A 24,244-nucleotide genomic window follows, 5' to 3' on the forward strand; every position below is an offset into this window, starting at 1 on the left:
CTTAAAAATGAGAGGGAAGATTATGATCTATTCCACAGGAAGCCATACCAAATTTTATCACCGGTTTCACGTCGTCTGGACAACAAAATACCGATACAAAGTTATGCGCGGTGAGATGCGTGAGCGTATCCGTGAAATCATTATCCAAACATGCCAAGAACTTGGCGTGCATATTGAGAAGGGCGTATTGTCGACCGATCACGTCCACATGTTCATATCGGTCCCGCCTCAGATAGCATTGTCAAAGGTGATGATGCGGATCAAGGGACGCTCGTCTTATAAGATACAGCGCGAGTTTCCCGAACTGCGCAAACGGTACTGGGGCCAGCGGTTTTGGGCTCGCGGATTTTTCTCAACAACTAGCGGCAATGTCACTGACGCTGTCATACTTCAGTATCTTGAATTACATTCAAAAAGGGAACCTACCGGCGTCAGCCGGTAGTCGTTCAGTAATCTACGAAATAGATTTAGATACGCAGCGAACGTGTATAGCGAACTCTTTTTGGAGGAACTGAAAAGGGAAACTGATCCCTACTTTGATCGTCTGGAGTTAGTGAATGAGCGGGCAGTGTCTGTACCAGAGTGGGCTTTCAAGAGAGCGGTCCAAAAAAGGGAAGAGGGTGACTACCCCAGTGTGTCAGGGATGTTGTCCGCTGCTCTATTTTTCTCTAATTTTCAGGTGGGCGGATTAGGACAATGACATGGGATATTCACTGGAACGAAAAGCAGCTGTGCTGAAGCGGATGCTTCCGCCGAACAACGTGGCCATTCGGCAGCTTTCGCGGGAGGAAGGCATTTCGGAAGCGACGCTTTTCTCCTGGCGTGCTGAGGCGCGCAACAAGGGGCAGCTTTTGCCTGACGCTGATGCGAGCCCTGAGGGCTGGTCTTCACGTGACAAGTTTGCGGCGGTGTTGGAAACTGCTGCTCTGAACGAGGCTAACCTAGCCGAATACTGCCGCAAACGCGGCCTTTACCCGGCGCAGATTGCCATGTGGCGAGTTGCTTGCGAGCAGGCCAACGACTGGGACCGCACGAGTGCAGCACGTCTTGTGCGTGCGACCAAGGAAGACAAGAAACGGATGAAAGATTTGGAACGCGAGCTTGCTCGCAAGGATCGCGCACTGGCCGAAACTGCAGCACTGCTTGTTCTGCGAAAAAAGGCCTCAGCGATCTGGGGGGACGGAGAGGACGCATGATCAGCACCCCAGATCGCCAAACCGCAGTTGCTCTGATCAATGAGGCCGTCACCGCAGGAGCGCAGCGCGCCAAAGCCTGTTCCGAGTTGGAAATCAGCGAACGCACTCTGCGGCGCTGGACAAAAGACGGCGAGGTTCGCCCTGATAAGCGCCCCCTCGTGCCGCGTGCGGAACCAGCAAACGCGTTGAGTACGGCAGAACGCGCGGCTGTTCTAGATGTCTGTAATTCAAAGGAGTTCTCTAGCCTTCCCCCAAGTCAGATTGTGCCAAAGCTAGCAGATCGGGGGCAGTATCTAGCCTCGGAATCGAGTTTCTACCGCATTCTGCGCGCCAATGGATTGCAGCATCACCGGGGTCGAGCCAAGTCCCCAGTCAAGCGTAAGAAGCCCACAAGCTATCAGGCCAGTGCGCCCTGTGAGGTCTGGACCTGGGACATTACCTGGATGCCGGGACCTGTCGCAGGCATGTTCTTCTATCTGTATCTGATCGTGGACATCTTCAGCCGGAAGATCGTGGGCTGTACATCCATGAGCGTGAAAGTGCGGATCTGGCTGCCATTCTGATCCGGCAAGCAGTGCTAGCGGAGGGCTGTCAGATGCGCCCCTTGGTTCTGCACGCTGACAACGGCAGTCCTATGAAGGGCGCCACGATGAAGGTGACGATGGAAAAACTAGGGATCACGGCCTCCTACAGTCGCCCTCGCGTAAGCAACGACAACCCTTTCTCAGAGGCGTTGTTCCGAACCTGCAAATACCGCCCGGACTGGCCGACCAAGGGCTTTGCCACCAAGGCGGATGCTCAAACCTGGGTCCAAACCTTCGCTGGTTGGTACAATAGTGAACACCTGCACAGCGCCATCCGCTTCGTCACGCCGAATGCGTGCCACGCAGGTCATGATCGTGCAACGCTCACAAATCGTGCCAATCTCTATGCCACTGCTCGCGCGCAAAACCCGCAACGCTGGTCAGGAAAAACCCGAAACTGGCAACCAGCAGGACCCGTCTGGCTGAACCCAGAAAACGAAATCAGCGCCTCTGAAATCAGAGACGCTGCATGAAATCGGCGGACAACACCTTTGACAAACACCGCTACCAAAATAGGGTAGATCAAGACTAGCACCCTTATTTTCATAAACTGAAATTGAAGTCTCAATTACTTCCAATCACGCCCCCCACCGATGGCCTGCCCACCTGCTCTGACTGCAACAAAGCCGGCGATGCGTTGGCGGAGGCGCAATTGGTCGATCACCCAAAATTATGGCTTTAGCCGCGGCCAGACTTGGACAATTTCCGATGATTATGAAAGATAAATGATATGCGCTTTTTCGGCCTAAAATCATGTGACACCTGCCGTAAGGCGTTGAAAACCCTCGCGGACCGCAACGTCGACGTGATTGATGTGCGCGCTGACGGTGTATTGGCGACGGACCGCGCGGCGATGATCGCGGCATTCGGTGACGCTGCGATCAACACGCGCTCGACCACATGGCGCAATCTGTCGGACGATGAACGCGCGCTGGGCACCGCCGCATTGCTCGCCGCGCATCCGACCTTGATGAAGCGCCCCGTTATTGAGACAGACGGCGCATGGTATCAGGGCTGGACGCCCGCCACCAAAGCCGCCCTTGGATTAGAAAAGTAGGAATTTGATATGCGCAACGCAGCGACAGTTTTAGGCTTGATCGCGGGGATCATCGGCATCTTCGTCGGGATGTTCGGGTTCGGCTGGGTCAGCTTGACACAACAGGTGCCAGAGGCGGGGCAGTTGGGCATGTTCCAGAACCCCGGTTTCATCCAATTCGCCAGTTTCGCCGCACCGCTGTTGTGCATCGCGGGCGGGGCCATGGCCAAATCACGCGCGCTGTGGGGCGGCATCGGATTGCTGTTGGGCGCGGCCCTGTTTTACGCAGCCTTCGGGTTTAACGTGGCCACGATGTTCCCCATCGGGTTCGCAGGCTTGGGCGGCATTCTAGCCATCGCAGCAGGCAAACCGGATGAGGAAAAGGCCCACTTTTAACGGCGGTTAATCAGCAGGCGATCCACCGACAGCGGGCCTGCGCCCTTTAGCACCAGCGTCACCAGCACCACCATCCAGAACGCCCGCTGATCAAGGATCGTACCAGTCGGCAGCCCGTCAAACCATGCGCCCAGCGTCGTGGGTTGGTCGATCCCGCCATGGCCGTACAGGTCCGTCAACGATTGCACGACAACAAACCCGATCATCCCGAACGCCGCAAACCGCGTGAACAAGCCGATCACGATCAGCAAGGGCAAGATGAATTCTGCGAACGTTCCAGCCACCACAACGGCCCAGTGGAACATCGACAGCTGGCTGGCATCATAGCCCACGGCCTCCATCGCTTTTGGGAAAATTTGCGCGTAGCCGTTCAATCCGGGGCTGAACGGGTTGAGATCAAATTTGGTCAGGCCAGAGTTCCAGAAATAGAACAACAGCGTGGCGGCAAAGACGAACCGCGCCAGCGTTGGCAGGATCGTGTCTGCAGACGTATTCAGGGCGTTCGCGGTGCGATCATAAAGGGCAATCATTGTGTGGCTCTTTCAGGTCTTGAGTGAAATTAAAGCATTGCGGGATAAAAGCAGACCCAAAAGGGGGGCAAGGTCAAAGCCCGAACCGCCATGGCGCAACGCTTGGCTAAGCGTTGCGGCGTCAATCAGGGCGCGGCAAACGGCGGCCTGCTGTGGTGTCAGGGCATCTACGGTCGGGTCAAATTCGGGTCGGGTGACGAGGCATGGTTGCGCGACCTCACCGATCTCCCCCCCAGTGGTGTTCGCCAGCCAGATTGATTGGAGCGGGTAGCGCGACGCGATCAAATGAACCGAGGGCGCAAAGGTGAACGTCACGTTTGGCAGCGTGTCTGGCGCGATCCGGGCCAAGGCATTTGGCGCAATCGGGGTTGCGTCAGCCGCATGGTAACTGTGGCGCAGCGCCAGTTCCAGATGGGCAACATCGGGCAGATAGGGCACCGTTTTCGCTGGTGCAAACCCTGCAAGAAACGCGGGCATATCATCGCCATAAAACATCAAAACGGGAGATTTTGGCGGATGCGCGCGCAGGTAAACCCCCGCCATCGCGCGGAAAAAATCGGTCCCAACCAGTTTTGCAACGACCGGAAACGCGGCTTCCAATGCGTCCGTTAAACTGACCGCGACGTTGTTGCGATAGACATCGAACCGCTTTGTCGCCTGCGCGCCATCGGGGTTGCGCAGGCCTGTCGGTGGCGGGCTGGTCGGGTCCAATAGCGCCGCACGAAAGGAAGATTGTGTTGTGATCACGCGGCAACCGCCGAGATTGAACTTAGCGCCATGTCAGCCCGTTTGACTTCTTCGAGCAAGACGGCCCATTCGGGGACATCCGTGTCCCATTCTATCAGCAACGGCTTGGGCCCGGATTTCACCAGCGTATAATTTAGCAACGACCAGACAGGGTCCACAACTTTGCGCCCGTGGCTGTCGATCAGCAGTGGCGCGCCGGTTTCGTCTTCGTCTTCATCATGGCTACCAAGATGGATTTCGCCAACGTGATCAAGTGGGTAGGCATCAATATAGCCTTGCGGTGAATAGCCCAGATTGACGGCTGAAACAAAAACGTTGTTCACATCAAGCAGCAGGCCGCATCCGGTGCGCGCGGCGATTTGCGCCAAGAAATCCGTTTCGGTCATATCGCTTTCGGCGAAGGCCAAATAGCTCGACGGGTTTTCGAGCAGCATCTGGCGACCCAGCGTTGTTTGCACTTCGTCTATGTGGTCCGCGACACGGGTCACTGTTGCGGCGGTGTAGGGCAGCGGCAAAAGGTCGTTCAAAAACGCGCTGTCATGTGTCGACCATGCAAGATGTTCACTGAAACTGGCCGGTTGGAGCCAGTCGCAAAGCGTTTTCAGTCGGGCGAGGTGATCGGCGTCAAGGCGGCCCTCACCACCAATGCTCAGCCCGACGCCGTGAACGGACATCGGAAATTTTTCGGAAAGATGACGCAGTTGTGCAAGGGGGCGACCGCCCAGTCCCATATAGTTTTCAGCATGGACTTCCAGCCAGCCAACGGGCCCAGCGTCGTCGATGATCGCGTTGAAATGTTGGGCTTTGTAGCCGACGCCGGGACGATGGGGCAGGGGGTTGGTAACAGCGTCAAACATCAGGCTGGCTCCTTATGGACTGACGCCCACCTTAATACAGGTGGGCGTCTTTGTCATGAAACGGACGCGGTTAGCTTATGCTGGTACGTCGCGTGCCAGTGCTTCGAGCGAACCCATACGGTTTTCGCCGCCGTCCATCGCCTCGATTGTAGTCTCTTCACAGGTGCCAGCTGGAACCAGTGTCCATGCGTTACCCTGATAATCGACCGAGGACGTGCCGGCGCAGGTTGTGCCGGGGCCAGCGGCGCAGCCGTTTTCGCCAGCAAGTGAGATGCCGTAGCATTTTACGTTTTCTTGTGCGTGGGCGACGGATGCCATACCAGCGATGGCTGTTGCGACGGATGCTGCGAGTGCGAAGGTTGATGTAGTCTTGGACATGAGAAGATTTCCTGTTGCTTTGGGTTGCGAATGTAGCGCGCCGTGATTGGCGACTAAGCAACATTAGAATGGCACTACGTTTCAAAGCCACTCACGGGGCCGTGCATCGCGGGCGTGTGATTTTGCGCGAGGTGCTCGTTCGGGCTAGCCCCCTGAAAACAAAGGCCCGACCGTCTGAAACGGTCGGGCCTGTAACACCTTCCAGTGCCGGAATGTTACAAAAGATCAGGTGGTGTGGCCGATATTTGCAAATCTTCCACGATCACCGCGAGAGTTGTTACAGAAGTTTGTTTATCACCGAGGCGCCGCACGGACACTGTGCGTTCTTCGACTTCGCGCGCACCGCAGGCTAGGATCACTGGAACCTTGCCGAGGGAATGTTCACGGACCTTATAGTTGATCTTTTCGTTGCGAATGTCGGCCTCTGCGCGCACGCCTTTGGCTTGCAGGGCTGCAACGACCTCGCGCACGTAATCATCCGCGTCCGAGATGATAGACGCCACAACGACCTGTCGCGGAGCCAGCCAGAACGGTAATTTGCCCGCGTGTTCTTCGATCAGGATACCGATGAAACGCTCGAATGACCCAAGGGTGGCGCGGTGCAACATGACGGGGCGGTGCTTTTCACCGTCCGCGCCGATGTAGTTTGCGTCAAGGCGGTCTGGCAGCACAAAATCGACTTGGTGGGTGCCACATTGCCAGTCACGGCCAATCGCATCGGTCAGCACAAATTCCAGTTTCGGGCCATAGAATGCGCCTTCGCCGGGGTTGAGTTCCGGTTCGATGCCAGCCTTGCGCGTCGCCGCAAGAAGTGCGGTTTCAGCTTTGTCCCACACCTCATCCGATCCGGCCCGTGTGTCGGGACGGTCGGAGAATTTGACTTTGAAATTTTCAAACCCGAGGTCTTTGTAAACGCCAGTCAGAAATTCAATGTAGGTCAGTGTCTCTTCTTCGATCTGGTCTTCGGTGCAGAAAATATGTGCGTCGTCTTGGGTGAACCCGCGCACGCGCATGATGCCATGCAGCGCGCCGGAGGGTTCGTAGCGGTTACACGATCCGAATTCCGCCATGCGCATGGGCAGGTCGCGGTAGCTTTTTAGGCCTTGGTTATAAATCAGCACATGGCAGGGGCAGTTCATCGGCTTCAGGGCGTTCACCGACTTTTCGCGTGCGTGGTCTTCGTCGACTTCGACGACAAACATGTGTTCTTGGTACTTTTCCCAGTGACCGGATTGTTCCCACAACTTGCGATCCACAACCTGTGGCGTGTTGACTTCAACGTAGCCGCCCGCGCGTTGTTTGCGGCGCATATAGTCTTGTAATTGCGTATAAATCAGCCAGCCGTTGGGGTGCCAGAAAATCTGCCCGGGGGCTTCTTCTTGCATGTGGAACAGGTCCATTTCACGGCCCAGTTTGCGGTGGTCGCGTTTGGCGGCTTCCTCAAGCATGTTCATATGCGCGCGCAGCTGTTCCTTGTTCTGGAACGCCACGCCGTAGATGCGTTGCAGCATGGCGCGGTCGCTATCGCCACGCCAATAGGCACCGGCGATGGACATCAGTTTCCATGAATCGCCCGGCACTTGGCCGGTGTTTTGCAGATGCGGGCCACGGCACAGATCCTGCCAATCGCCGTGCCAATACATCCGCAGCGGTTCGTCGCCGGGGATGCCGTTGATCAGTTCGACTTTGTACGGCTCACCACGGTCTTCGTAGTATTTGATTGCCACCTCACGGTCCCATACTTCGGTGCGCACGGCGTCGCGTTTGTTGATGATTTCTTTCATCTTCTTTTCGATGGTGGCGAGGTCATCTGGCGTAAAAGGTTTTTTGCGATCAAAGTCATAGTACCAGCCGTCTTTGATGACGGGGCCGATGGTGACTTGTGTATCGGGCCAAAGTTCTTGCACCGCGCGCGCCATGATATGCGCAAGATCGTGGCGGATAAGTTCCAGCGCTGGGGCTTCGTCTTTCATGGTGTTGATGGCGACGGATGCGTCGGCGTTGATGGGCCATGCCATGTCCCAATGTTCGCCGTTCACAGTGGCTGAAATCGCCTTTTTTGCCAATGAGGACGCGATGGATGCGGCGACGACGGCAGGGGTGACACCTGCGTCGTATTGACGTGCGTTGCCGTCGGGAAATGTAAGGGAAATCTGCTGGGCCATCTTGGGCTCCTCGTCAGTTTGGCGCCTACAAAAGCGCCCGGTTGCGGGTTATGTGTGGGGGCGTTTTGAACGCGACGGTGCTGTCTGTCAAGCGCGGTGAAACGGGCTGTGCGTCGCGTACAGATCCCGTACACAGGCTGTACACAACTTGTATGTACAGCCTGTTGCCTTTGGCGGATCAAATGGCCGCAAAAGCCGCCTAGGCCATGATCAGGGTGCAGACCCAGCCCAGCACAAAACGGATCGGGCGCAGGGGCATTTTCGCGATCCCCAATATCATCCCGACTGCATGCACACGTGCAGCCAGAAGAGCGCGATGGCGGTCCAATATGTCAGCGCGGTGAAGCCATCCATCCGGTCGATGATCAGAACCAGCACCGCAAACGGGAACGCCTGTTCGACCAGGTTCGGGTGGGCGCGAAACGCGCGGTGCACCCACGGTTTCAGTTTGGCGACGTCATAGGGGCGATCAAACCCGTCCACAGTACCCGCGTTAGACCCCGATCTGATGATAAAGGGAATCCACAGCGAGGCCGCGAGGATCATCAGGCAGGTCAAAACGCCAAGTTCAGTTGGAAAATCCATGTCAGCGCCCCCTACATTGCCGCCTTGAGCGGATTACCCCTCTCAAGGAAAGATTTCAGTGATGCGGTGAGGCGCGCCCAACCTTCGCCAAAGCCGTCCTGACCTTGTGCAATATCGAAATGTTCGATCGTGAGTTTGCAGATGTTACCCTCTTCGTTGTCGTGGCTCGGTTCGATTTCATAGGTCATGTGACTGGGTGGGGCGTCGGGGCCCATGAACAGCGGCTCGAACGTCATGGCGATTTTTGTCTTGGGATCGAGCGCGGAGGTCACTTGGCGCAGCATCGCACGCCCGTCAGGTTTGATGAAATCTGTCGCCTGACCCACAGCGGCGTTCCCCTGCACCACGTTGCAGGCGAAATGGTAACGCGCCATGTCATCGGCCTGCGTCAGCGCATCCCACAAGGCGTCTTGGCTACAGCGGATAAAGGTTTGCATCATGAAATCCGGTTTTGACATTTTGGTATCCTTTTCAAGTTTGAATTTTAGATCACTTAGGTCTTTGGCTTGGGGTTGCAGAAACGGTGCGACCCAGCGGTCCATGACCTCCTGCAGGGGGACTGCGTTCAGATAGTGATATTTGAAACGCTCCGATTTGCGGGTGACGATGAGATTGGCGTCTTCAAGCAGTTTGAGGTGCTTCATCACGCCAAAGCGGGTCATATCGAGGCTGGATTCCAGATCGGTCAGGGTTTGGCCGTCTTTTTGGCGCAAGGCATCCAGAAGTTTTTGGCGAGTCGGATCGGCGAGGGCTTTGAAGATGTGGTCCATGGATATTTGTGGGTGACGTATTTTACCTACGTGACTGGCTGATGTAGGCTGACAAAAGTACAGGTTAGGGATTTGAAATGACTGATACTTTCGTGACACCGCAAAAGCGCACAATTGCCTATCATTTGACCGATGGCACGGGGCCAATGGTGGTTTTTTTGGGTGGATTTAAGTCCGACATGAACGGCACGAAGGCAGTATTCCTCGAAAACTGGGCCAAAAAGGTGGGTCGAGCGTTCTTGCGATTCGACTATTCTGGGCACGGCGAAAGCAGTGGCGAATTTGAAGATGGCTGCATTGGCGATTGGTTTGACGACGCAACCGCCATGTTGGACCTGATCGCGGGGCCGGTGGTTCTGGTCGGATCGAGCATGGGCGGCTGGATATCGTTGCAGATCGCGCGCGCGCAGTCCGGCCGCGTCGCAGGTCTGGTGACGATTGCTGCGGCCGCTGATTTTACCGAGGACGGGTTTTGGGTGGGCTTCGACGCGGCACAAAAGGCAGAACTTGAGGCCGAGGGCCGCGTGGCCGTGCCGTCCGAGTACGGCGATCCCTACATCATCACCAAGCGGTTGATTGAAGAGGGGCGGGATCGTTTCGTTTTGCGCAAGCCGTTGTCATTGCCGTGTGCGGTGCGATTCCTGCAGGGCACGGCGGACACGTCTGTCCCTGTGAGCACGGCGTTGAAATTGTTTGAGCATGCCGAGTGCGCGGACATGCGGCTCACGTTGGTGGACGAGGCGGATCATTCGTTTTCGGACGCCGCGTGTTTGGAGCTTATTGTGGCGTCGATCACAGATGTGCTTGCGGCGCGAGAAACAGGAACGCGCTAGGCAGGCAAGCTGGTCTTGCCACGGTTTGGTTCCGGTCACTTTTGAGCAATGTTTGCTATGAAGGAGATTGAGAATGGCAAGGAGATACACCGACGAGTTTCGCTGTGATGCGGTGCGCATCGCAGCGACCAGCGGTCTGACAAGACCACAAGCGGCGTCAAATTTTGGGAGTGGGCTTTGGACGCTAAACAAGTGGGTCCAAAAGCATCAGCATGATGACCTTATGGCAGGTCCGCACGAGGACGTTGAGAAAGAAAATGCCTGCCTGCGCAGGGAAGTTCAGCTTCTCCGCGAGGAGAGGGATGTGTTAAAGTTGCGGCGTTTAAAAATTGATCCAGTGGATCAACTGTAGCCGATAACGCCACCATCTTCAGTGTATCGGTAATTTGGGCCATGCTTCTAAAATGAAGGAGCATGACAACAATGATGATCGAACGCGTCCAAGTCCCCGCCTATTTTGCCTTTGGCGAAACCGATCAGGTGGTCAGCCCTTTGAAGACGCACAAAATGATGGCGCGGTGGGGTGGGGCTGTGCGCGAAGATATCTTGGTGCAAGGGCCGCCTGATGATGAAATGGGCCACATTATGGCGGGCGATGTGTTTAGCCCGAACCAGACTGCCCCATTGGCGCAGCGCATTATCGACTGGGCGCGAGATCTATCGACGCACAGAGACGCGCAGTTTCGAACCTGCCCGAGATTGGGGTTGCGTCTGGGGCTGACGCATGAACAATCAACCTCAACAGGCAACCGGATAAATTAGAAAGCACGCATGGCAGAACCCCTCGTTTTATTGCCAGGTATGATGTGTGACGCGCGTGTCTGGGCGACCCAGCTGACGGTGCTGAGCTACCAACGCCCCGTGACGATTGCGCCTGTGTGCATGGGCGACCGGATCGAAGAAATTGCATCCGAATTGCTGTCGTGTTTGCCAACAAAATTTGCGCTGTGTGGTCATGGTTTGGGCGGTGCGATCGCGCTTGAGCTGATCCGCCGTGCGCCGGAACGTGTTATTCGGCTGGCGCTGATCGGGACCAACCCGCTGAGCGACACCCCGCAAGAGGCCGCAGACCGCGAACCACGGATGATTGGCGCAAAATCTGGCCGTTTCGAGCCGATGTTGAGGAATGATATTTTGCCCCGTCATATCGGGGGAGGGCCGCTTCGCGCCCATTCGATCGCCGAAATGCAGGAAATGGCGATGTCATTGGGGGCTGATACCTATGTGCGCCAAGAACGCGCGATGCAGCGGCGGCGGGACCAGCAAAGCACCCTGCGCCGCATTACCCAGCCGACGTTAATTTTGGCGGGGGAAGATGACCAGATCGTGCCGCTGAAACGGCAGGAATTTCTTGCGGAATTGATTCCATACGCCAAGTTAGGCGTGCTGCATGGCGTTGGCCACACGGTGATGCTGGAAGACCCCGAAGGCACAACCGAGGCGCTGTATACGTGGATGCGCCAGCCGTTGGTTTTGCGCTGAGAATTGGGTTGCTGAGAAGGGGGGGCTCTGCCCCGTCCTGCGGACTCCCCGGGATATTTTTGAAGCAATGACGGAATAAAGACAGGGTTACTTGTTTTGGTGTTCTTGTCATTTGCGCGGGCGATTGCTGCCGTGGTGGTGGTGGTGGGTCGGTCAGGTCTGACAATCGTACGTCGGCAGTCATCGTGATGACTGCCGACTTTATTGGGCCACCTTGCGGTCAGCTCCGCGCGAACCGCGCCGCAAGCGCGACCCCGCTTACTTTTTCGCGGCTGCCTTTTTAGGTGCTTTGGTGTCCAACGGCACAACGTCTGCCGTCTTGCTGGCCAGGGGCTCGGATTTTTCAGGCGTAACGGCGGCAGTCTTTACGGGTTTTACTGTCGTTTTTTCGACGTCAGCCGGTGCCAACGCGGGTTTTGCAGGCTCTTTGGTGGCCGCTTCGTCTTCTGAATTGGCGTCGATAAAGTCGAGCACCAATGGCCGGATGTTTTCACGCCAGCTTTTGCCAGCAAAGATGCCGTAGTGACCCGCGCCTGGTTCAAGGTGGGACGCCTTTTTGCTGTCGGGCAGGCCGGTCAGCAGATCAAGGGCGGCCAAGCACTGGCCCGGTGCCGAGATATCATCGTTTTCACCTTCGACGATTTTCACGGCGACAGTGGTGATTTTCCCGATGTCTACGGCGCGGCCATCCACGGTAAAGCTGTTGGTGGCGATTTCGCGGTCTTTAAAGATGCGCTGTACGGTGGACAGATAGAATTCCGCCGTCATGTCCATCACCGAGAGATATTCGTCATAGAACGTGTTGTGCTTGTCATGTTCTGACGCTTCTCCGCTTGCGACGGCTGCGATCTGGTTCTTGAACGCGTCAGAGTGGGTTTCGTTGTTCATGGAAATGAACGACGCCAATTGCAACATGCCCGGATAGACCTTGCGGCCGACGCCGGCGTATTTGAAGCCCACGCGCTGGATCGCTGATTGTTCAAGCTGGCCCATGGTGACGGTGCGACCAAAATCGGTGACGTCTGTGTGGTTGGCTTCTGGATCGACGGGACCGCCGATCAGGGTCATGGACCGCGGCTGTGCGGATGGATCGTCTTCGGCGAGGTAGGCGACAGCGGCCAAGGTCAACGGGACGGGCTGGCACACGGCAACGACGTGGGTGTCGGGCCCGAGTTCGCGCATGAAATCGACGAGGTAGAGCGTGTAATCTTCGACGTCAAATTTTCCCTCGGACATAGGAATGTCGCGGGCGTTGTGCCAATCGGTGACGTAGACTTCGCAGTCTGCCATCAGTGAGATCACGGTTTTGCGCAGCAGCGTCGCGTAGTGGCCCGACATCGGCGCGACCAAAAGCACGCGGCGTTTGCGGGTTTTGCGGCCCGGAATTGCAAAATACAACAGATCGCCAAAGGGTTTGCTGACGACGGTCTGGATCTGCACGAGGTGGTCGCGGCCATCCTCGGAGAATGTCCAAATGCCCCAGTCAGGTTTCATCACCATCCGCGCAAAGCTGCGTTCGGTCACTTCGCCCCAAGCGCGCAGCATTTCCATCGATGGGTTTGGCCACATGGCAACTGCCGGAGAGGACCCTATGGCACGCGCTGTTGCGCCCAACCATTCGTTGGTGTTCCTAACCGTTTCCATCATGTCGTAAGATGCCATATACTTCATTTGCTCACCTTCGGGCTTTGGTCGCTCGCTCATGTTGTGGCCTATTGACCAGTTGTGAGCCGCGATATGTTCTGGCACTTACGATTCCGCTGTCAAAACAGAGAGAAAGCCGTAAATGCTGCAACTGCACAATAAGAAGGCGACTGTGATATGACAACAGACGATTCAACAAACGGTCAATCCACCGAATTCAGTGAGCCCCAGTCTGCTGCATTGCCGAAGCTAGAAAAAAACATGAAGCGTATTCAGGAGCTTACGCAGCGACTGATGGGAGCCATGTCGAACAAGCGTGAGGTGCCGCAGGATTTGCAGGGCCCGGCGCCGGAGCTTTACACCAAGGCCGGTAAGGTCGCGTTTCAGGAAATGATACAGAATCCTTCTAAAATCATCGAACAGCAGATCGGATATTGGGGCAAAACGTTTCAGCACTATGTGGATGCCCAACAAGCGTTCAGCAAAGGCAATCTTGCAGCGCCCGCCGATGACACACCTACGGATCGACGCTTCGCCAACCCGTTGTGGCAATCGCATCCGTATTTCAACTTTCTCAAGCAGCAATATATGTTGAACGCGCAAGCCGTGGACAAAGCTGTGAGCGAAATGGAGGGGCTGGATCAGTCTGAAAAGAGCCGTTTGGAATTTTTCAGTCATCAGATCGTTGATATGCTGAGCCCGACAAATTTTCTGGCCACCAACCCCGATGCCCTGACCAAAGCCGTTGAAACTGAAGGTGACAGCCTTGTGCGGGGTTTGGAAAACATGATTGCCGACCTAGAAGCCAACGACGGTGAATTGGTCGTGTCACTGGCCGATAAGAAGGCGTTTACGGTAGGTGAAAACCTTGCGACGACACCGGGTGAGGTGGTTTTCCGCAACCATATGTTTGAACTGATCCAATACGCGCCGAGCACCGAAAAGGTCCATGCTACGCCGCTGATCATTTTCCCGCCGTGGATCAACAAGTTTTACATTCTTGATCTGAAAGACCAAAGTTCTTTGATCAAATGGATCGTCGATCAGGGGTTCACGCTGTTTGTGGTGTCTTGGGCCAATGCCGATGAAACCTTCCGTGACATCGGGATGACGGATTATGTCGAAGACGGATATCTTACGGCGTTTGAAACCGTGCGCGAGATTTGTGCCGTTGAGAAGGTCAATGCGGTGGGCTATTGCATCGCGGGCACGACGCTGTCGATGACGCTGACGGTGATGAAAGAGCGTGGCATTGATTATGTGAATTCCGCCACCTTGTTTACCACCCTGACCGATTTTTCCGAACGCGGAGAGGTTGGCGTCTTTTTGAACGACGATTTCGTCGACGGGATAGAAGCCGAGGTTATGCAGGCCGGTTTTCTTGACAGTTATTTCATGAGCCGGACGTTCAGCTATTTGCGGTCAAACGATTTGATCTATCAGCCAGCCATTCGCAGCTACATGCTGGGCGAAGCACCGCCCGCGTTTGATCTGCTGTATTGGAATGGCGATGGCACGAATCTTCCGGGGAAGATGGCGATCGAATATCTGCGCGGCCTGTGTCAGGACGATAAGTTCGCAACCAGCGGCTTTGATGTGGCGGGCATATCCGCCAAGATTGTGGATGTTGAGGTCCCGATCTGTGCGATTGCGTGTGAAAGCGATCACATTGCCGCATGGAAATCATCGTTCCGTGGCGTGCAGCAGATGGGATCAAAGGATAAGACATTCATCCTGTCCGGTTCCGGCCACATAGCGGGCATTGTGAACCCGCCATCCAAGAAAAAGTACGGCTATTGGACGAATGCTGACCTGTCGCTCAGCCCTGAAGACTGGGAGGCGGGCGCGCAGCAACACGAGGGATCATGGTGGCCGATGTGGGGCGACTGGTTGGCCAAGAAGTCAGGCAAGAAGATTGATGCCCGCACACCTGGATCGGCGACTCACCCGCCGCTGACACCGGCCCCCGGGACCTATGTTTTACGCTCCAAGGTGGCATGAAATCGGCTATTTTTAGTCGATTGCAATCACAGGCTGTTGGACTGAGCGTAGGAAATACTGTGTTTTCTTAGGCTTAAGCCGCAATCCGATTTTTTATGCTGCAGTGCAGAATAAACTTGAAATGCTGCGCTGCAGCATATAGATAGGGTGCAGAAAAGAAACGTCGGAATGTTCCGGCACCAATATTTAAGGAGCACCAAAATGGCTGCTAAGACACTAGATTTCACCGCTGTCATGAAAGACATGATGGGTTCGTTCCCAGTAGACACAAAAGCAATGGACGACGCGATCAAAACGCAGTCTTCGTTGAACGAAAAACTGTCCGCTGTTTCCTTGACTGCTGCGCAGAAATCCACTGACCTATCCGCGAAATGGGCACAGGACACGCTGACAAAAATGACAGCGCTTTCCACTGCTAAAGCAGAGCCAGCTGACTACGCGAAATCCGTATCCGACTTTGCAACTGCGTCTGCTGAAGCGGCTGCTGAGCACATGGCGTCTTTCGCTGAAATCGCTAAGTCCGTTCAGACAGAAGCGCTGGAATTGATGATGGCTGCAGGCAAAGACATGGGCGAAGACATCTCTGCTGCTGCGAAAAAAGCAACTGATGACGTGGCTGCTGCTACTAAGAAAGCCACGACTGCAAAGTAATGGTCCGAAAATAGATACGCGCTTTCTCCTCCCGAAGCGCGACGTCTTTTCAAAGGGCGTGCTGTTCCTCCCGACAGCACGCCCTTTTCATTTGCTGCGTTGCAGCCTAGGGTTCTCTGCACTGCAACATACCCTTGGGAGGGAACGAGTTGGCCAACGCATCACAACCACTGCTGATCAAACGCTACGCAAGCCGTCGCTTGTACAACACCGAGACCAGCGATTACGTCACCTTGGAAGACATCGCGACCTTCATTCGGGATGGCCGTGAGGTTCAGATTATTGACCTGAAATCAGGCGATGACCTGACGCGGCAATATCTTTTGCAGATCATCGCTGAACACGAAAGCCGTGGCGAAAGCGTGCTTCCGGTGGATGTGCTGACCGATCTGGTGCGATCCTACACATCACAATCCATGTCCGTAGTGCCGCAGTTCCTAGCGCAATCGTTTGACATGCTGCGGGATCGGCAGTCCAAGATTATGGGTGACATCGGATCGACTAATCCATTGGCAAAGATGCCAGGGTTTGAGGCCATGCAAGCGCAGCAAAAGGCGTTCATGAAGGCATTCACCGGCGGTATCATCCCCAGTGCGCTAACAGACGAACCCGCTGCCAAGGACAACGACCTGAGCGAGATTAAGGCCGAGCTCGAGGCTTTACAGAAAAAGCTGTCCAAACTCGGCAAGTGAGACCGATCATCTGGCACTGGGCCGCGCGGTCGTGCGCGTTGGCCCTATGCCGCTTTTTGTTCGGCTGCGGTTTGCGCCGCGTCGCGCAACACGCCAGCAATCACATCACATTGCGCCAACGTCAGACGTGCAGGCAGCCTGACGTCGCAGGCACGCATGAGCATGGCGCGGGTGCGTGGCAAATCGGGGGCATCACCCAAGAACTGCCAGTTCCAGAACGCGCGTGCATTGTCCGAACTTTGCCCGAAAATTTGAACCTTGATACCGCGTTGTTCAGCCGCGTGTGCAAAGGCTTTGGCCTGCGCGTCGGTCATATCACATAGGTTGAACTGGATGGAATCCGGTGCGCGGGATTCGCCATCCAGCGGCGCGGGGACATCCAGATTGGCGCAGGCGTTGAGCAGCGCTGCAACATGGTCGTGATTGCGCAATCCATCCCTGACGCGGCGGGGCAATTCGCCCAATTGCGGGCGAATGATCGCAGCGGTCAAATTGGACATCCGAAGGTTATAAAGCGGTAATTTGTTCTGCCAATGGGCGATCGCGGCGGCAGGGACGGCGTGTTTTGTCCATGTGTGTTCATACGCCCCTGACATGATGATCGCGCGTGCCACAAGGTCCGCATCATCGGTCACAAGAATGCCGCCTTCGCCCGCGTTGATCATTTTGTAGCTTTGGAAGCTAAAGCACCCGATCCGGCCAATCGTGCCGATCTTTCGTCCGTTCCATGTGGTGCCAAGGCTGTGGGCGGCGTCTTCTATCACCGGAATGTCTGCGGCGGTACACAGGTCCATGATTGCGTCCATGTCGGATGTATGACCGCGCATGTGCGATATCAGGACCGCGTCCACGTCCGGTAATTTGGCCGCGAAATCAACCATGTCGATGCGGTAGTTGTCACCGCATTCGGCCAGAACCGGCACGCAGTCCGCATGCACAACCGACGACGGAACGGCGGCAAAGGTGAACGCGGGGATCAGCACGCGGGCATTTTTCGGCAGATCGAGCGCCTTGAGGGACAAGAAAAGAGCGGCCGAACAGCTAGACACCGCGAGCGCATATTTGGCGCCCATCATGGCGGCGAATTCTTGTTCCAGCAGGGACACCGGCGCGTTTTCGGGCGCGGTATAGCGGAACAAATCTGCTGAGGTGAGCAGGCGCGAGACTTCTTCAAGGGCAGCGGCGGGGATTGGTTCGGCAGCGTAAACGTCTGGAATTTTGGTCATGCGCTGTGCCTTTCGGAATGGGGGGGTCTTTGTGGGCGATAGTATCATATTATAGGTGACATATCCATGACAGATCGCGGTTTGACTGTTGGTCTGCCGCGCCGCTTTGGGAGTGGTTTAGGGCGTGTCGCGCAAATCGAAATACTCAAGCGCGTAGGATTCCGGCTGGCTTTGGATCACGCGGGCACGCGTACTAGACCCGCCATCTACGAGGATCCAGAAACAATCCGCGCAACTGCTTTGCAGATGCTCGCGGGCGAAAACGGCAAAGTCGGCGGCAAAATCGTATTGATCCAAGGTCTGGTTTGTAAGCGTGTCAAGCGCGCTTTGATCGAGGTCTGCCGCGCCATCGACCAATGCCGTAACCGAATAATAGCGCACATCGGGATAGCTGATCGGCGCGCCGCCCGCGAGAACGGGGGTGCGACTGTCGCCGTCGCCCACAACGCCATTGCCAAGGTCGGTGATTGTCACGTCGCGTAGGCTGGCACCGTCGGGCAAAACGGACGCCAAGGCGAATGACACAAGAAGTTCATGGGCGACCGCATCGAGCGGCGCGGACGCGGGCGCGATGACCGTAGGAAAGCTGATTTGCATCGACGCGGCGTTGCGCGGCTGTGGAAAATCAGTCCGGGGGCGGGCGTGCAGCAACATGAAATCGGGGTCTACCGCAATCGCGTCAATCGTAGAGAGATAATCCGCATGCGTGTCAAAGTGGTCCTCGATCCGTTGGATCGGGGCTGACGCGGTGCGCAGATCACCATAGTTGATATCCGGCGTATCGGCAAAACTGCCGCAGGCGGACATCGCACAACTGACGGTTCCGACAAGCCTGTCGTCGCGATAAATCTGGGCGATGTTGTCTTCGGTTAGGGCGCTTGCGGTGGCGGGTGTGAACTGCCCCAAGGTCTGACCATCTGTGCCCGTCATTGTGACGTAGGCGCTGTCCTGTGCGGCTTTGAGGACATCAATATCGCGCACAATAAGCGGGGAGGGGCCAAGGTTGAACAGCACCAGCGTGATGGCGCCTTGATCCAAATCGATGCCCTGCAAAAAGTACAGCCTTTCTGCCTCCGCCACGACGGGGTCGGGTTGCATCGAGGCCGTCTGTTCCTGTTGTGGGGCGTCCGTCAGCATCGTTTCAGACCCACGGACCAGAAAAAACCCCCCCAATGCGATCAACCCGCCGAGCAGCAGAACGCCAAGAAATGCCAGTCGTATCATACGTTTAACAACAAGTGCTCACGTTCCCAAGGGCTGATGACCTGCAAGAATTCTTCATATTCAGCGCGTTTGACGATGGAATAGACGCGGGCGAAATCAGGGCCGAGAACGTCGTGCATTTCTGTATTTTCGTCAAAGAGTTTCAAGGCCGCATCAAGCCCTTTTGGCAGTTCGCCGTCGCCTTCATAGGCGTCCCCCTCAAAACGGGCGTCGGGTTTGGTCGCGTTCTTCATGCCGAGGTATCCGCAAGCCAATGACGCCGCGATACACAGATACGGGTTGCAATCCATCCCCGCGATGCGGTTTTCGATCCGTCGTGCGGCGGGGGACGACAGGGGCACGCGCAATCCCGTGGTGCGATTGTCGCGCGCCCAGCTGAGGTTGATCGGCGCGGCGTGGTCTTTGACGTAGCGCCGATAGCTGTTCACATAAGGGGCCATGACCGCGATGACGCTTGGCATGTGTTTCTGCAAACCGCCGATAAAATGGAAAAACGCATCGGTTTCTTCGTCATTTGGTCCGGTGAAGATATTGTTGCCGTCTTTGTCCAGAATCGAATGGTGCACGTGCATCGCCGATCCGGGTTCGTTTTCGATCGGTTTAGCCATGAACGTGGCATAGCAATTGTGTTTTAACGCGGCTTCTTTCAGCAGGCGTTTGAAGAAAAACACCTCATCCGCGAGCTTGACCGGATCCCCATGGTTGAGGTTGATTTCAAGCTGGCCAGCGCCGCCTTCTTGAGTGATGCCGTCAATCTCAAACCCTTGGATTTCGGCGTATTCATAGATGTCGTCGATCACAGGGCCGTAGTCGTCAACGGCGGTCATCGAATAGGCCTGACGCGCGGCGGCGGGGCGACCGGAGCGCCCGATCATTGGTTCAATCGGCTTGGCGGGGTCGGTGTTGGGGGCCACAAGGAAGAATTCCATTTCGGGGGCAATAACCGGCGTCCAGCCTTCGGCCTCATACAGGGCGACGACGCGTTTGAGCACATTGCGCGGACTGAATTGCACTGGATCGTCCTGTTGGTTGAACGCGTCATGGATTACTTGCAGTGTGCCATCCACAGCCCACGGGGCGGCAGTGGCGGTCGAATAATCCGGCTTGAGAATCATGTCAGGTTCGGTAAAGCCAGCGTCACCTGCCGCTTCGCCCCAACCACCGGTAAGTGTTTGAAAGAAAATAGATTCCGGCAGATGGAACTGGGTCAGTTTTTCCCATTTGGCCGCAGGAACCGCCTTGCCACGGGCGATACCGGGCAGGTCGGAAATCATGCATTCGACCTCGTCCAGACGGTTCGCATCAAGATAATCGCGTGCCGCTTGTGGGATTTTAGTTGTCCAGCTCATGATTTCACTCCTTTGAAAAACGCGCCGATTTGGGTCGCGAGATGCGTGTTGTCGACGTCTTTCGTGAGGTTGTCTTTCGCGGTCTCAATCAATGCCGGCGGGACCGTCCCTGCGCGCGCTTTGATCAAGCCGTCGATGAATGTACTGTCAAATTCGGGGTGTGCTTGCACGGTAAAAATGCGGTCGCCATAAACCAAGGCCGCATTTTCGCAAAACGCGTTTGACGCAACAGGTGTCGCGTCGGCGGGGCGCTGCACAACCTGATCGCGGTGCCATGCGTTCAGAAAGATCTGTTCGCCCTGCCAGTCATAGGTTTGGCGCCCAACGGCCCAGCCACCTTTGAATTGCTCGACCTTACCGCCCAAGGCCTGCGCGATGATCTGGTGGCCAAAACAGATACCGACCAGCGGTCGCCCGATGCGGTAGACATCGTGGATCAGGGATTCCAGCGGCGCGATCCACGGCAGGTCATCGTAGGCGCCGTGTTTGGATCCAGTGATTAACCAGCCGTCGCACGTGTCCGGCCCGTCCGGGAAATCGCCGTCCACAACCGCGAATGTCTCAAACGTGAACCCCTGACCGTCGAGCAGTCGTTCAAACAGGTTGTTGATGTCGCCAATGGTTGGACGCAGCTCATCGGGAGCATGGCCAGTTTGCAGAATGCCGATTTTCATGAAGCACCAGTGTTATGGAATTGCATTGATATTAGGCGTTGGCGCGCCATCGCGCAAGCGTCGCCAACGACGGGGTCTTCAGACGGTATCGAGGTAAAGGTCGATCTGTTCTTCGGGGCTGAGTTCGGCAAATGCTTGCAATTCCTGCCGCTTGGTCGCGACAAGGTTGCGGATCAGTTCGGTGGGGAAAATCCGCGCGATCTGGTCGTCAGTTTCAAACAGATCAATGGCATCGGCCCAGTTTCCAGGCAGTTGCGGCAGGCCTTGATCATAAGCATTTCCGGTGATCGGTGCGGGGGGCATTTGGGCGTCTTCAATGCCGGTTAGGGCCGCGCCAAGAACGGCGGCCAGCATCAGGTAGGGGTTCACATCGCCCCCCGCAACGCGGTGCTCGATGCGCCGCGCCTTATGGCTGCCGCCGGGCACACGAATAGCAGCCGTGCGGTTTTCATAGGCCCAACAAATGGACGTCGGCGCGTGGGCATTGGGGACAAGGCGATCATAGGAATTGCCATGTGGCGCGAGGATCAGCGCAGAGGCTGACAGCCCGCTCATGCAGCCTGCAATGGCGTGGTGCAGCACGTCGGTGCCCTCTGGCCCGCCGTTGTCGAAGATGTTGTTGCCGTCTTTGCCGAGCACTGAGAAATGCACGTGCATGCCGTTGCCGGAATATTCGGGGTAGGGTTTTGCCATAAACGATGCGGCAAATCCGTGCTGTCGCGCCACGCCACGCACCAGCAGTTTGAACAGCCACGTGTCGTCAGCGGCTTTCATGGCGTGGCTGTGGGACAGGTTGATTTCGAATTGGCCAAGACCCGCTTCAGAGATTGCGGTTTCAGCGGGAATGTCCATCGCTTCGGCGCCGTCATAAAGGGCGGTGAAGTAGTTATCGAACGCATCAAGCGCGCGCAGGGACAGGATTTCTGCACCGGGGCGGCGTTTGCCTGTGCGTGGGCTGGCCACGACCTGAAGGTCTTTGCCGCTGTCATCTACAAGGTAGAATTCCAGTTCGGTGCCGCAGATCGGGGTCAGGCCACGATCTGCGTAGCGTTTCAACACCGCCGCCAGCGCGTGGCGTGGATCGCCTTCAAAGGCGCGCCCGTCTTCGCGATACATCCACATCGGCAAAAGTGCCGACGGATTATCCAGCCATGGCATTGGCAAAAATCCACGTTCCGTTGGAAGACAAATACCATCTGGGTCGCCTGCCTCAAATACCAGCGGCGAATTGTCGATGTCTTCGCCCCAGATATCGAGGTTCAGAACCGATAGCGGAAAGCGCGTGCCGTCTTCTTCTATCCCTTGCGCGAAACGCGTCGGCATACGTTTGCCACGGGCGACACCGTTGAGGTCAGAGGCCGCGACGCGGATGGTCTTGATATGTGGGTTATCATGAAGCCATGACATAGGAGATCACCGGATGATTTGAGGGCGAAAACGGAATTTCGGGCGCTTGGCGTCTTGCGGCAAATGGCTGTTCAGACGGCGCCCGATACGGCCCATGATGCCAATTATCACCAACGTCAAGAGAATGAAATAGAACGCCAGAATGGGGTAGGGCACGAAGGGATTGAACGTCTTGTCGGCAAAGAAACTTGCATAGTACAGCGCGTCGCCCTTTTGGCCCCACGCAGGAAAGCCGCTGAAAAATACCAGCGTCGTGGAGTGGAATAGAAAGATGGCTTCGTTGGTGTAGGCGGGCCATGCAAGCCGCAACATTGTCGGCCAGATCACGTGGCGAAACCTTGACCAACCGGACAGGCCGTAAGCGTCGGCCGCTTCTGTATCGCCCTTGGGGATAGATTGCAGAGCACCGTAAAAAATTTCGCCTGTATAGGCTGAGGTGTTGAGGAACAGCACGATCAGCGCGCCAAGCCACGCGGCGGTGAAGGGGTCAAAAAAGTCGTATTGGCTTTTGAGCGACAGGAAGAAGAAATAGGCAAAGAAGAACTGGATAAACAGCGGTGAGCCGCGAAACAGGAAGATGAACCATTCGGATGCTTTGCGGATAACCGGATTGCGCGCGGCTTTGCCAAGGGCGACGGCCGTGGCGAGGAAGAAGCCCGACAACAGCGCGACAACGCCGAAATACACGTTCCAGATCATTCCCGACCCGATCAGGGTGAACTGCTGACAAAGGGTGAAATCGGTGCGCGGCAGCAGACGTTCGCCGAACCCGATTGAGCGGAAGGCGTAGGCCTGAATGGTATCAAGACATTCCATCAAATGACTGCCCCATGCTTATTAAGGTGCTGCGCACGCAATTGCTTTGCAATCGCTTTCGCGCGCTCGGTGTTTGGTGCCCAAACCCCGGCCATCATCCTGCCGCCCTGCGCTGAGCTTCGCCGCCCAATGTGGCCTGCCCACGGGTGAGGCGGCGCATGGTGCGTTCAAGAATGACTTCGGAAAATTTGGTGAAGGCGAGGTAAAACACCAGCAGCGCGAGGAAATACCACATGCGCCAGTCGCCGTGCGGGTAGGCGGTGAATTGCGGTGTCTTGGTCGCGCCAAGTTCGCGGGCCCAGTAGACGATGTCTTCAACCCCGAGCAGAAACAACAGCGGCGTCGCCTTGATCAGCACCATCCACAGATTGCCCAATCCCGGCAGCGCATAGACCCACATCTGCGGCACGATGATGCGCCAAAACGTCTGGCGACGGGTCATGCCATAGGATTCAGCGGTTTCGACCTGCGTGCGGGGCACTGCCAGCATCGCGCCGAACAAGACGTTCGCGGCAAACGCACCAAAGACGATGGCAAAGGTGAAAACAGCAATAAAGAAACCGTAGGTTTCGTGCATCCATTGCGGCGAATTTCCCAACGGCATTTTCGCTTGCGCGCAGACAATGAAATCATTGCCTTGGCGCACGGCGTCGGGCCAGTCAGGGCATTTGATCTGGTGGCGCAAAAGTTCGATGCCCTGATCCAGAGCGATCACAAAGAACAGAAAGAACGCGATATCGGGGACGCCGCGCACGATGGCGATGTAGCCTTTGCCGAGCCACGACAGGGGCAAAACCCGCGACCGTGCGGCCATCGCACCACCCATGCCAAACGTCATTGCAAGCGGGGCTGTGATGGCGAGCAGCAAAAGCACGGTGCCAAACGACACATAGAAACCCATATGCTTGCCCGTGGTCAGGTAGCAAGCGAGCCATTTGGTCGTCTCTAAAGTGCTGGGGTCGGCGCAAAATTGAAAAATATCAGGGCCTCGGGTGAAGGGT

At 56.2% G+C, this 24,244-nt stretch carries 25 protein-coding genes and 1 pseudogene; 11 read left to right on the top strand and 15 right to left on the bottom strand.

Features of this window, described 5'->3' with window-relative positions; translation table 11 throughout:
• Positions 1-22: 22 nt before the first annotated feature.
• The 4 genes and pseudogenes from tnpA (at position 23) to OA238_RS03720 (ending at position 3,212) form a co-directional block, all read left to right on the top strand.
• Entirely contained in the window at positions 23-442 is a 420-nt protein-coding gene (tnpA, locus tag OA238_RS03695) for an IS200/IS605 family transposase (protein WP_015494130.1), read from the top strand.
• Positions 443-701: 259 nt separating this feature from the next.
• Positions 702-2,253: pseudogene (locus OA238_RS03710) on the top strand (IS3 family transposase).
• A 257-nt stretch (positions 2,254-2,510) separates the two neighbouring features.
• Positions 2,511-2,837, top strand: coding sequence for an arsenate reductase family protein (locus tag OA238_RS03715; RefSeq protein ID WP_015494132.1), 327 nt, complete (start codon positions 2,511-2,513; stop codon positions 2,835-2,837).
• Positions 2,838-2,846: 9 nt separating this feature from the next.
• Positions 2,847-3,212, top strand: a complete 366-nt coding sequence (locus OA238_RS03720) for a hypothetical protein (protein ID WP_015494133.1) — start codon at positions 2,847-2,849, stop codon at positions 3,210-3,212.
• Here the strand turns inward: OA238_RS03720 and OA238_RS03725 are convergent.
• The 7 genes from OA238_RS03725 to OA238_RS03755 form a co-directional block, all read right to left on the bottom strand.
• Positions 3,209-3,742 (bottom strand): DoxX family protein, encoded by a 534-nt coding sequence (locus OA238_RS03725; protein WP_015494134.1) that lies wholly within the window; start codon positions 3,740-3,742, stop codon positions 3,209-3,211. The two genes, OA238_RS03720 and OA238_RS03725, sit on opposite strands and share 4 nt — an antisense overlap.
• 12 nt (positions 3,743-3,754) lie before the next feature.
• On the bottom strand, positions 3,755-4,489 hold the full coding sequence (locus OA238_RS03730; RefSeq protein ID WP_015494135.1) for an HvfC/BufC N-terminal domain-containing protein: 735 nt from the start codon (positions 4,487-4,489) through the stop codon (positions 3,755-3,757).
• The gene (gene bufB / locus OA238_RS03735; RefSeq protein WP_015494136.1) at positions 4,486-5,346 is read right to left on the bottom strand and encodes an MNIO family bufferin maturase; all 861 of its coding nucleotides are present in this window, start codon (positions 5,344-5,346) and stop codon (positions 4,486-4,488) included. The genes OA238_RS03730 and bufB overlap by 4 nt, the downstream gene beginning before the upstream one ends.
• Before the next feature lie 75 nt (positions 5,347-5,421).
• A complete protein-coding gene (locus OA238_RS03740) occupies positions 5,422-5,724 on the bottom strand; it encodes a BufA1 family periplasmic bufferin-type metallophore (protein WP_015494137.1) in 303 nt (100 codons plus the stop codon).
• 215 nt (positions 5,725-5,939) lie between these two features.
• Positions 5,940-7,889: a threonine--tRNA ligase gene (gene thrS / locus OA238_RS03745; protein ID WP_015494138.1), complete on the bottom strand. Its 1,950-nt coding sequence runs from the start codon at positions 7,887-7,889 to the stop codon at positions 5,940-5,942.
• 276 nt (positions 7,890-8,165) lie between these two features.
• Positions 8,166-8,474 carry an MAPEG family protein gene (locus tag OA238_RS03750; protein WP_015494139.1) on the bottom strand — a complete coding sequence of 103 codons (309 nt, stop codon included), beginning with the start codon at positions 8,472-8,474 and terminating at the stop codon, positions 8,166-8,168.
• 11 nt (positions 8,475-8,485) lie between these two features.
• Positions 8,486-9,244: an ArsR/SmtB family transcription factor gene (locus tag OA238_RS03755; RefSeq protein WP_015494140.1), complete on the bottom strand. Its 759-nt coding sequence runs from the start codon at positions 9,242-9,244 to the stop codon at positions 8,486-8,488.
• Positions 9,245-9,321: 77 nt separating this feature from the next.
• On the opposite strand from OA238_RS03755, the gene OA238_RS03760 reads away from it, so the two are divergent.
• From OA238_RS03760 to OA238_RS03775, 4 genes are all read left to right on the top strand, one after another.
• Entirely contained in the window at positions 9,322-10,077 is a 756-nt protein-coding gene (locus OA238_RS03760) for an alpha/beta hydrolase (RefSeq protein WP_015494141.1), read from the top strand.
• A 73-nt stretch (positions 10,078-10,150) separates the two neighbouring features.
• Complete coding sequence (locus OA238_RS03765; RefSeq protein WP_015494142.1) at positions 10,151-10,429, top strand: IS3 family transposase; 279 nt, start codon at positions 10,151-10,153, stop codon at positions 10,427-10,429.
• 71 nt (positions 10,430-10,500) lie between these two features.
• Positions 10,501-10,839: a hypothetical protein gene (locus tag OA238_RS03770; protein ID WP_144055822.1), complete on the top strand. Its 339-nt coding sequence runs from the start codon at positions 10,501-10,503 to the stop codon at positions 10,837-10,839.
• Between the two features lie 9 nt (positions 10,840-10,848).
• Positions 10,849-11,559 (top strand): alpha/beta fold hydrolase, encoded by a 711-nt coding sequence (locus OA238_RS03775; protein ID WP_015494143.1) that lies wholly within the window; start codon positions 10,849-10,851, stop codon positions 11,557-11,559.
• 258 nt (positions 11,560-11,817) lie between these two features.
• Here the strand turns inward: OA238_RS03775 and phaZ are convergent, their stop codons facing one another.
• Positions 11,818-13,230: a polyhydroxyalkanoate depolymerase gene (phaZ, locus tag OA238_RS03780; protein ID WP_015494144.1), complete on the bottom strand. Its 1,413-nt coding sequence runs from the start codon at positions 13,228-13,230 to the stop codon at positions 11,818-11,820.
• Positions 13,231-13,380: 150 nt separating this feature from the next.
• Between phaZ and phaC the strand changes: the two genes are divergently transcribed.
• The 3 genes from phaC (at position 13,381) to phaR (ending at position 16,547) form a co-directional block, all read left to right on the top strand.
• A complete protein-coding gene (phaC, locus tag OA238_RS03785) occupies positions 13,381-15,204 on the top strand; it encodes a class I poly(R)-hydroxyalkanoic acid synthase (RefSeq protein ID WP_015494145.1) in 1,824 nt (607 codons plus the stop codon).
• A 201-nt stretch (positions 15,205-15,405) separates the two neighbouring features.
• The gene (locus OA238_RS03790; protein WP_015494146.1) at positions 15,406-15,855 is read left to right on the top strand and encodes a phasin family protein; all 450 of its coding nucleotides are present in this window, start codon (positions 15,406-15,408) and stop codon (positions 15,853-15,855) included.
• A gap of 149 nt (positions 15,856-16,004) precedes the next feature.
• The gene (gene phaR / locus OA238_RS03795) at positions 16,005-16,547 is read left to right on the top strand and encodes a polyhydroxyalkanoate synthesis repressor PhaR (RefSeq protein WP_015494147.1); all 543 of its coding nucleotides are present in this window, start codon (positions 16,005-16,007) and stop codon (positions 16,545-16,547) included.
• 44 nt (positions 16,548-16,591) lie between these two features.
• Here phaR and OA238_RS03800 read toward each other — a convergent pair whose 3' ends face one another.
• The 7 genes from OA238_RS03800 to OA238_RS03830 all read right to left on the bottom strand — a co-directional run bounded on the left by OA238_RS03800 (position 16,592) and on the right by OA238_RS03830 (position 24,222).
• On the bottom strand, positions 16,592-17,773 hold the full coding sequence (locus OA238_RS03800) for a DegT/DnrJ/EryC1/StrS family aminotransferase (RefSeq protein WP_044036245.1): 1,182 nt from the start codon (positions 17,771-17,773) through the stop codon (positions 16,592-16,594).
• A gap of 117 nt (positions 17,774-17,890) precedes the next feature.
• Complete coding sequence (locus OA238_RS03805) at positions 17,891-18,997, bottom strand: hypothetical protein (RefSeq protein WP_015494149.1); 1,107 nt, start codon at positions 18,995-18,997, stop codon at positions 17,891-17,893.
• The gene (locus tag OA238_RS03810) at positions 18,994-20,346 is read right to left on the bottom strand and encodes a glutamine synthetase family protein (protein WP_015494150.1); all 1,353 of its coding nucleotides are present in this window, start codon (positions 20,344-20,346) and stop codon (positions 18,994-18,996) included. Before OA238_RS03810 ends, OA238_RS03805 begins: the two co-directional genes overlap by 4 nt.
• Positions 20,343-21,020 carry a type 1 glutamine amidotransferase gene (locus OA238_RS03815; RefSeq protein WP_015494151.1) on the bottom strand — a complete coding sequence of 226 codons (678 nt, stop codon included), beginning with the start codon at positions 21,018-21,020 and terminating at the stop codon, positions 20,343-20,345. Before OA238_RS03815 ends, OA238_RS03810 begins: the two co-directional genes overlap by 4 nt.
• A 78-nt stretch (positions 21,021-21,098) precedes the next feature.
• Positions 21,099-22,427 carry a glutamine synthetase family protein gene (locus OA238_RS03820; protein WP_015494152.1) on the bottom strand — a complete coding sequence of 443 codons (1,329 nt, stop codon included), beginning with the start codon at positions 22,425-22,427 and terminating at the stop codon, positions 21,099-21,101.
• A 6-nt stretch (positions 22,428-22,433) separates the two neighbouring features.
• The gene (locus OA238_RS03825) at positions 22,434-23,243 is read right to left on the bottom strand and encodes an ABC transporter permease (RefSeq protein ID WP_015494153.1); all 810 of its coding nucleotides are present in this window, start codon (positions 23,241-23,243) and stop codon (positions 22,434-22,436) included.
• Between the two features lie 94 nt (positions 23,244-23,337).
• Positions 23,338-24,222, bottom strand: coding sequence for an ABC transporter permease (locus tag OA238_RS03830; protein WP_044037873.1), 885 nt, complete (start codon positions 24,220-24,222; stop codon positions 23,338-23,340).
• Positions 24,223-24,244: the final 22 nt, after the last annotated feature.

Origin of the sequence: Octadecabacter arcticus 238, from assembly GCF_000155735.2 — a bacterium.
GTDB classification, from domain to species: Bacteria; Pseudomonadota; Alphaproteobacteria; order Rhodobacterales; family Rhodobacteraceae; genus Octadecabacter; species Octadecabacter arcticus.

What these genes read in the sequence shown, in the direction of transcription:
- phaZ (WP_015494144.1), bottom strand. Translation starts at nt 13,230, where the DNA reads ATGAAGTATATGGCATCTTACGACATGATGGAAACGGTTAGGAACACC.
- OA238_RS03815 (WP_015494151.1), bottom strand. Translation starts at nt 21,020, where the DNA reads ATGAAAATCGGCATTCTGCAAACTGGCCATGCTCCCGATGAGCTGCGT.
- thrS (WP_015494138.1), bottom strand. Translation starts at nt 7,889, where the DNA reads ATGGCCCAGCAGATTTCCCTTACATTTCCCGACGGCAACGCACGTCAA.
- OA238_RS03755 (WP_015494140.1), bottom strand. Translation starts at nt 9,244, where the DNA reads ATGGACCACATCTTCAAAGCCCTCGCCGATCCGACTCGCCAAAAACTT.
- phaC (WP_015494145.1), top strand. Translation starts at nt 13,381, where the DNA reads ATGACAACAGACGATTCAACAAACGGTCAATCCACCGAATTCAGTGAG.
- bufB (WP_015494136.1), bottom strand. Translation starts at nt 5,346, where the DNA reads ATGTTTGACGCTGTTACCAACCCCCTGCCCCATCGTCCCGGCGTCGGC.
- OA238_RS03720 (WP_015494133.1), top strand. Translation starts at nt 2,847, where the DNA reads ATGCGCAACGCAGCGACAGTTTTAGGCTTGATCGCGGGGATCATCGGC.
- OA238_RS03790 (WP_015494146.1), top strand. Translation starts at nt 15,406, where the DNA reads ATGGCTGCTAAGACACTAGATTTCACCGCTGTCATGAAAGACATGATG.
- OA238_RS03765 (WP_015494142.1), top strand. Translation starts at nt 10,151, where the DNA reads ATGGCAAGGAGATACACCGACGAGTTTCGCTGTGATGCGGTGCGCATC.
- OA238_RS03725 (WP_015494134.1), bottom strand. Translation starts at nt 3,742, where the DNA reads ATGATTGCCCTTTATGATCGCACCGCGAACGCCCTGAATACGTCTGCA.
- OA238_RS03770 (WP_144055822.1), top strand. Translation starts at nt 10,501, where the DNA reads ATGATGATCGAACGCGTCCAAGTCCCCGCCTATTTTGCCTTTGGCGAA.
- OA238_RS03740 (WP_015494137.1), bottom strand. Translation starts at nt 5,724, where the DNA reads ATGTCCAAGACTACATCAACCTTCGCACTCGCAGCATCCGTCGCAACA.
- OA238_RS03750 (WP_015494139.1), bottom strand. Translation starts at nt 8,474, where the DNA reads ATGGATTTTCCAACTGAACTTGGCGTTTTGACCTGCCTGATGATCCTC.
- OA238_RS03775 (WP_015494143.1), top strand. Translation starts at nt 10,849, where the DNA reads ATGGCAGAACCCCTCGTTTTATTGCCAGGTATGATGTGTGACGCGCGT.
- OA238_RS03810 (WP_015494150.1), bottom strand. Translation starts at nt 20,346, where the DNA reads ATGAGCTGGACAACTAAAATCCCACAAGCGGCACGCGATTATCTTGAT.
- OA238_RS03760 (WP_015494141.1), top strand. Translation starts at nt 9,322, where the DNA reads ATGACTGATACTTTCGTGACACCGCAAAAGCGCACAATTGCCTATCAT.
- OA238_RS03825 (WP_015494153.1), bottom strand. Translation starts at nt 23,243, where the DNA reads ATGGAATGTCTTGATACCATTCAGGCCTACGCCTTCCGCTCAATCGGG.
- OA238_RS03715 (WP_015494132.1), top strand. Translation starts at nt 2,511, where the DNA reads ATGCGCTTTTTCGGCCTAAAATCATGTGACACCTGCCGTAAGGCGTTG.
- tnpA (WP_015494130.1), top strand. Translation starts at nt 23, where the DNA reads ATGATCTATTCCACAGGAAGCCATACCAAATTTTATCACCGGTTTCAC.
- OA238_RS03805 (WP_015494149.1), bottom strand. Translation starts at nt 18,997, where the DNA reads ATGATACGACTGGCATTTCTTGGCGTTCTGCTGCTCGGCGGGTTGATC.
- OA238_RS03820 (WP_015494152.1), bottom strand. Translation starts at nt 22,427, where the DNA reads ATGTCATGGCTTCATGATAACCCACATATCAAGACCATCCGCGTCGCG.
- OA238_RS03800 (WP_044036245.1), bottom strand. Translation starts at nt 17,773, where the DNA reads ATGACCAAAATTCCAGACGTTTACGCTGCCGAACCAATCCCCGCCGCT.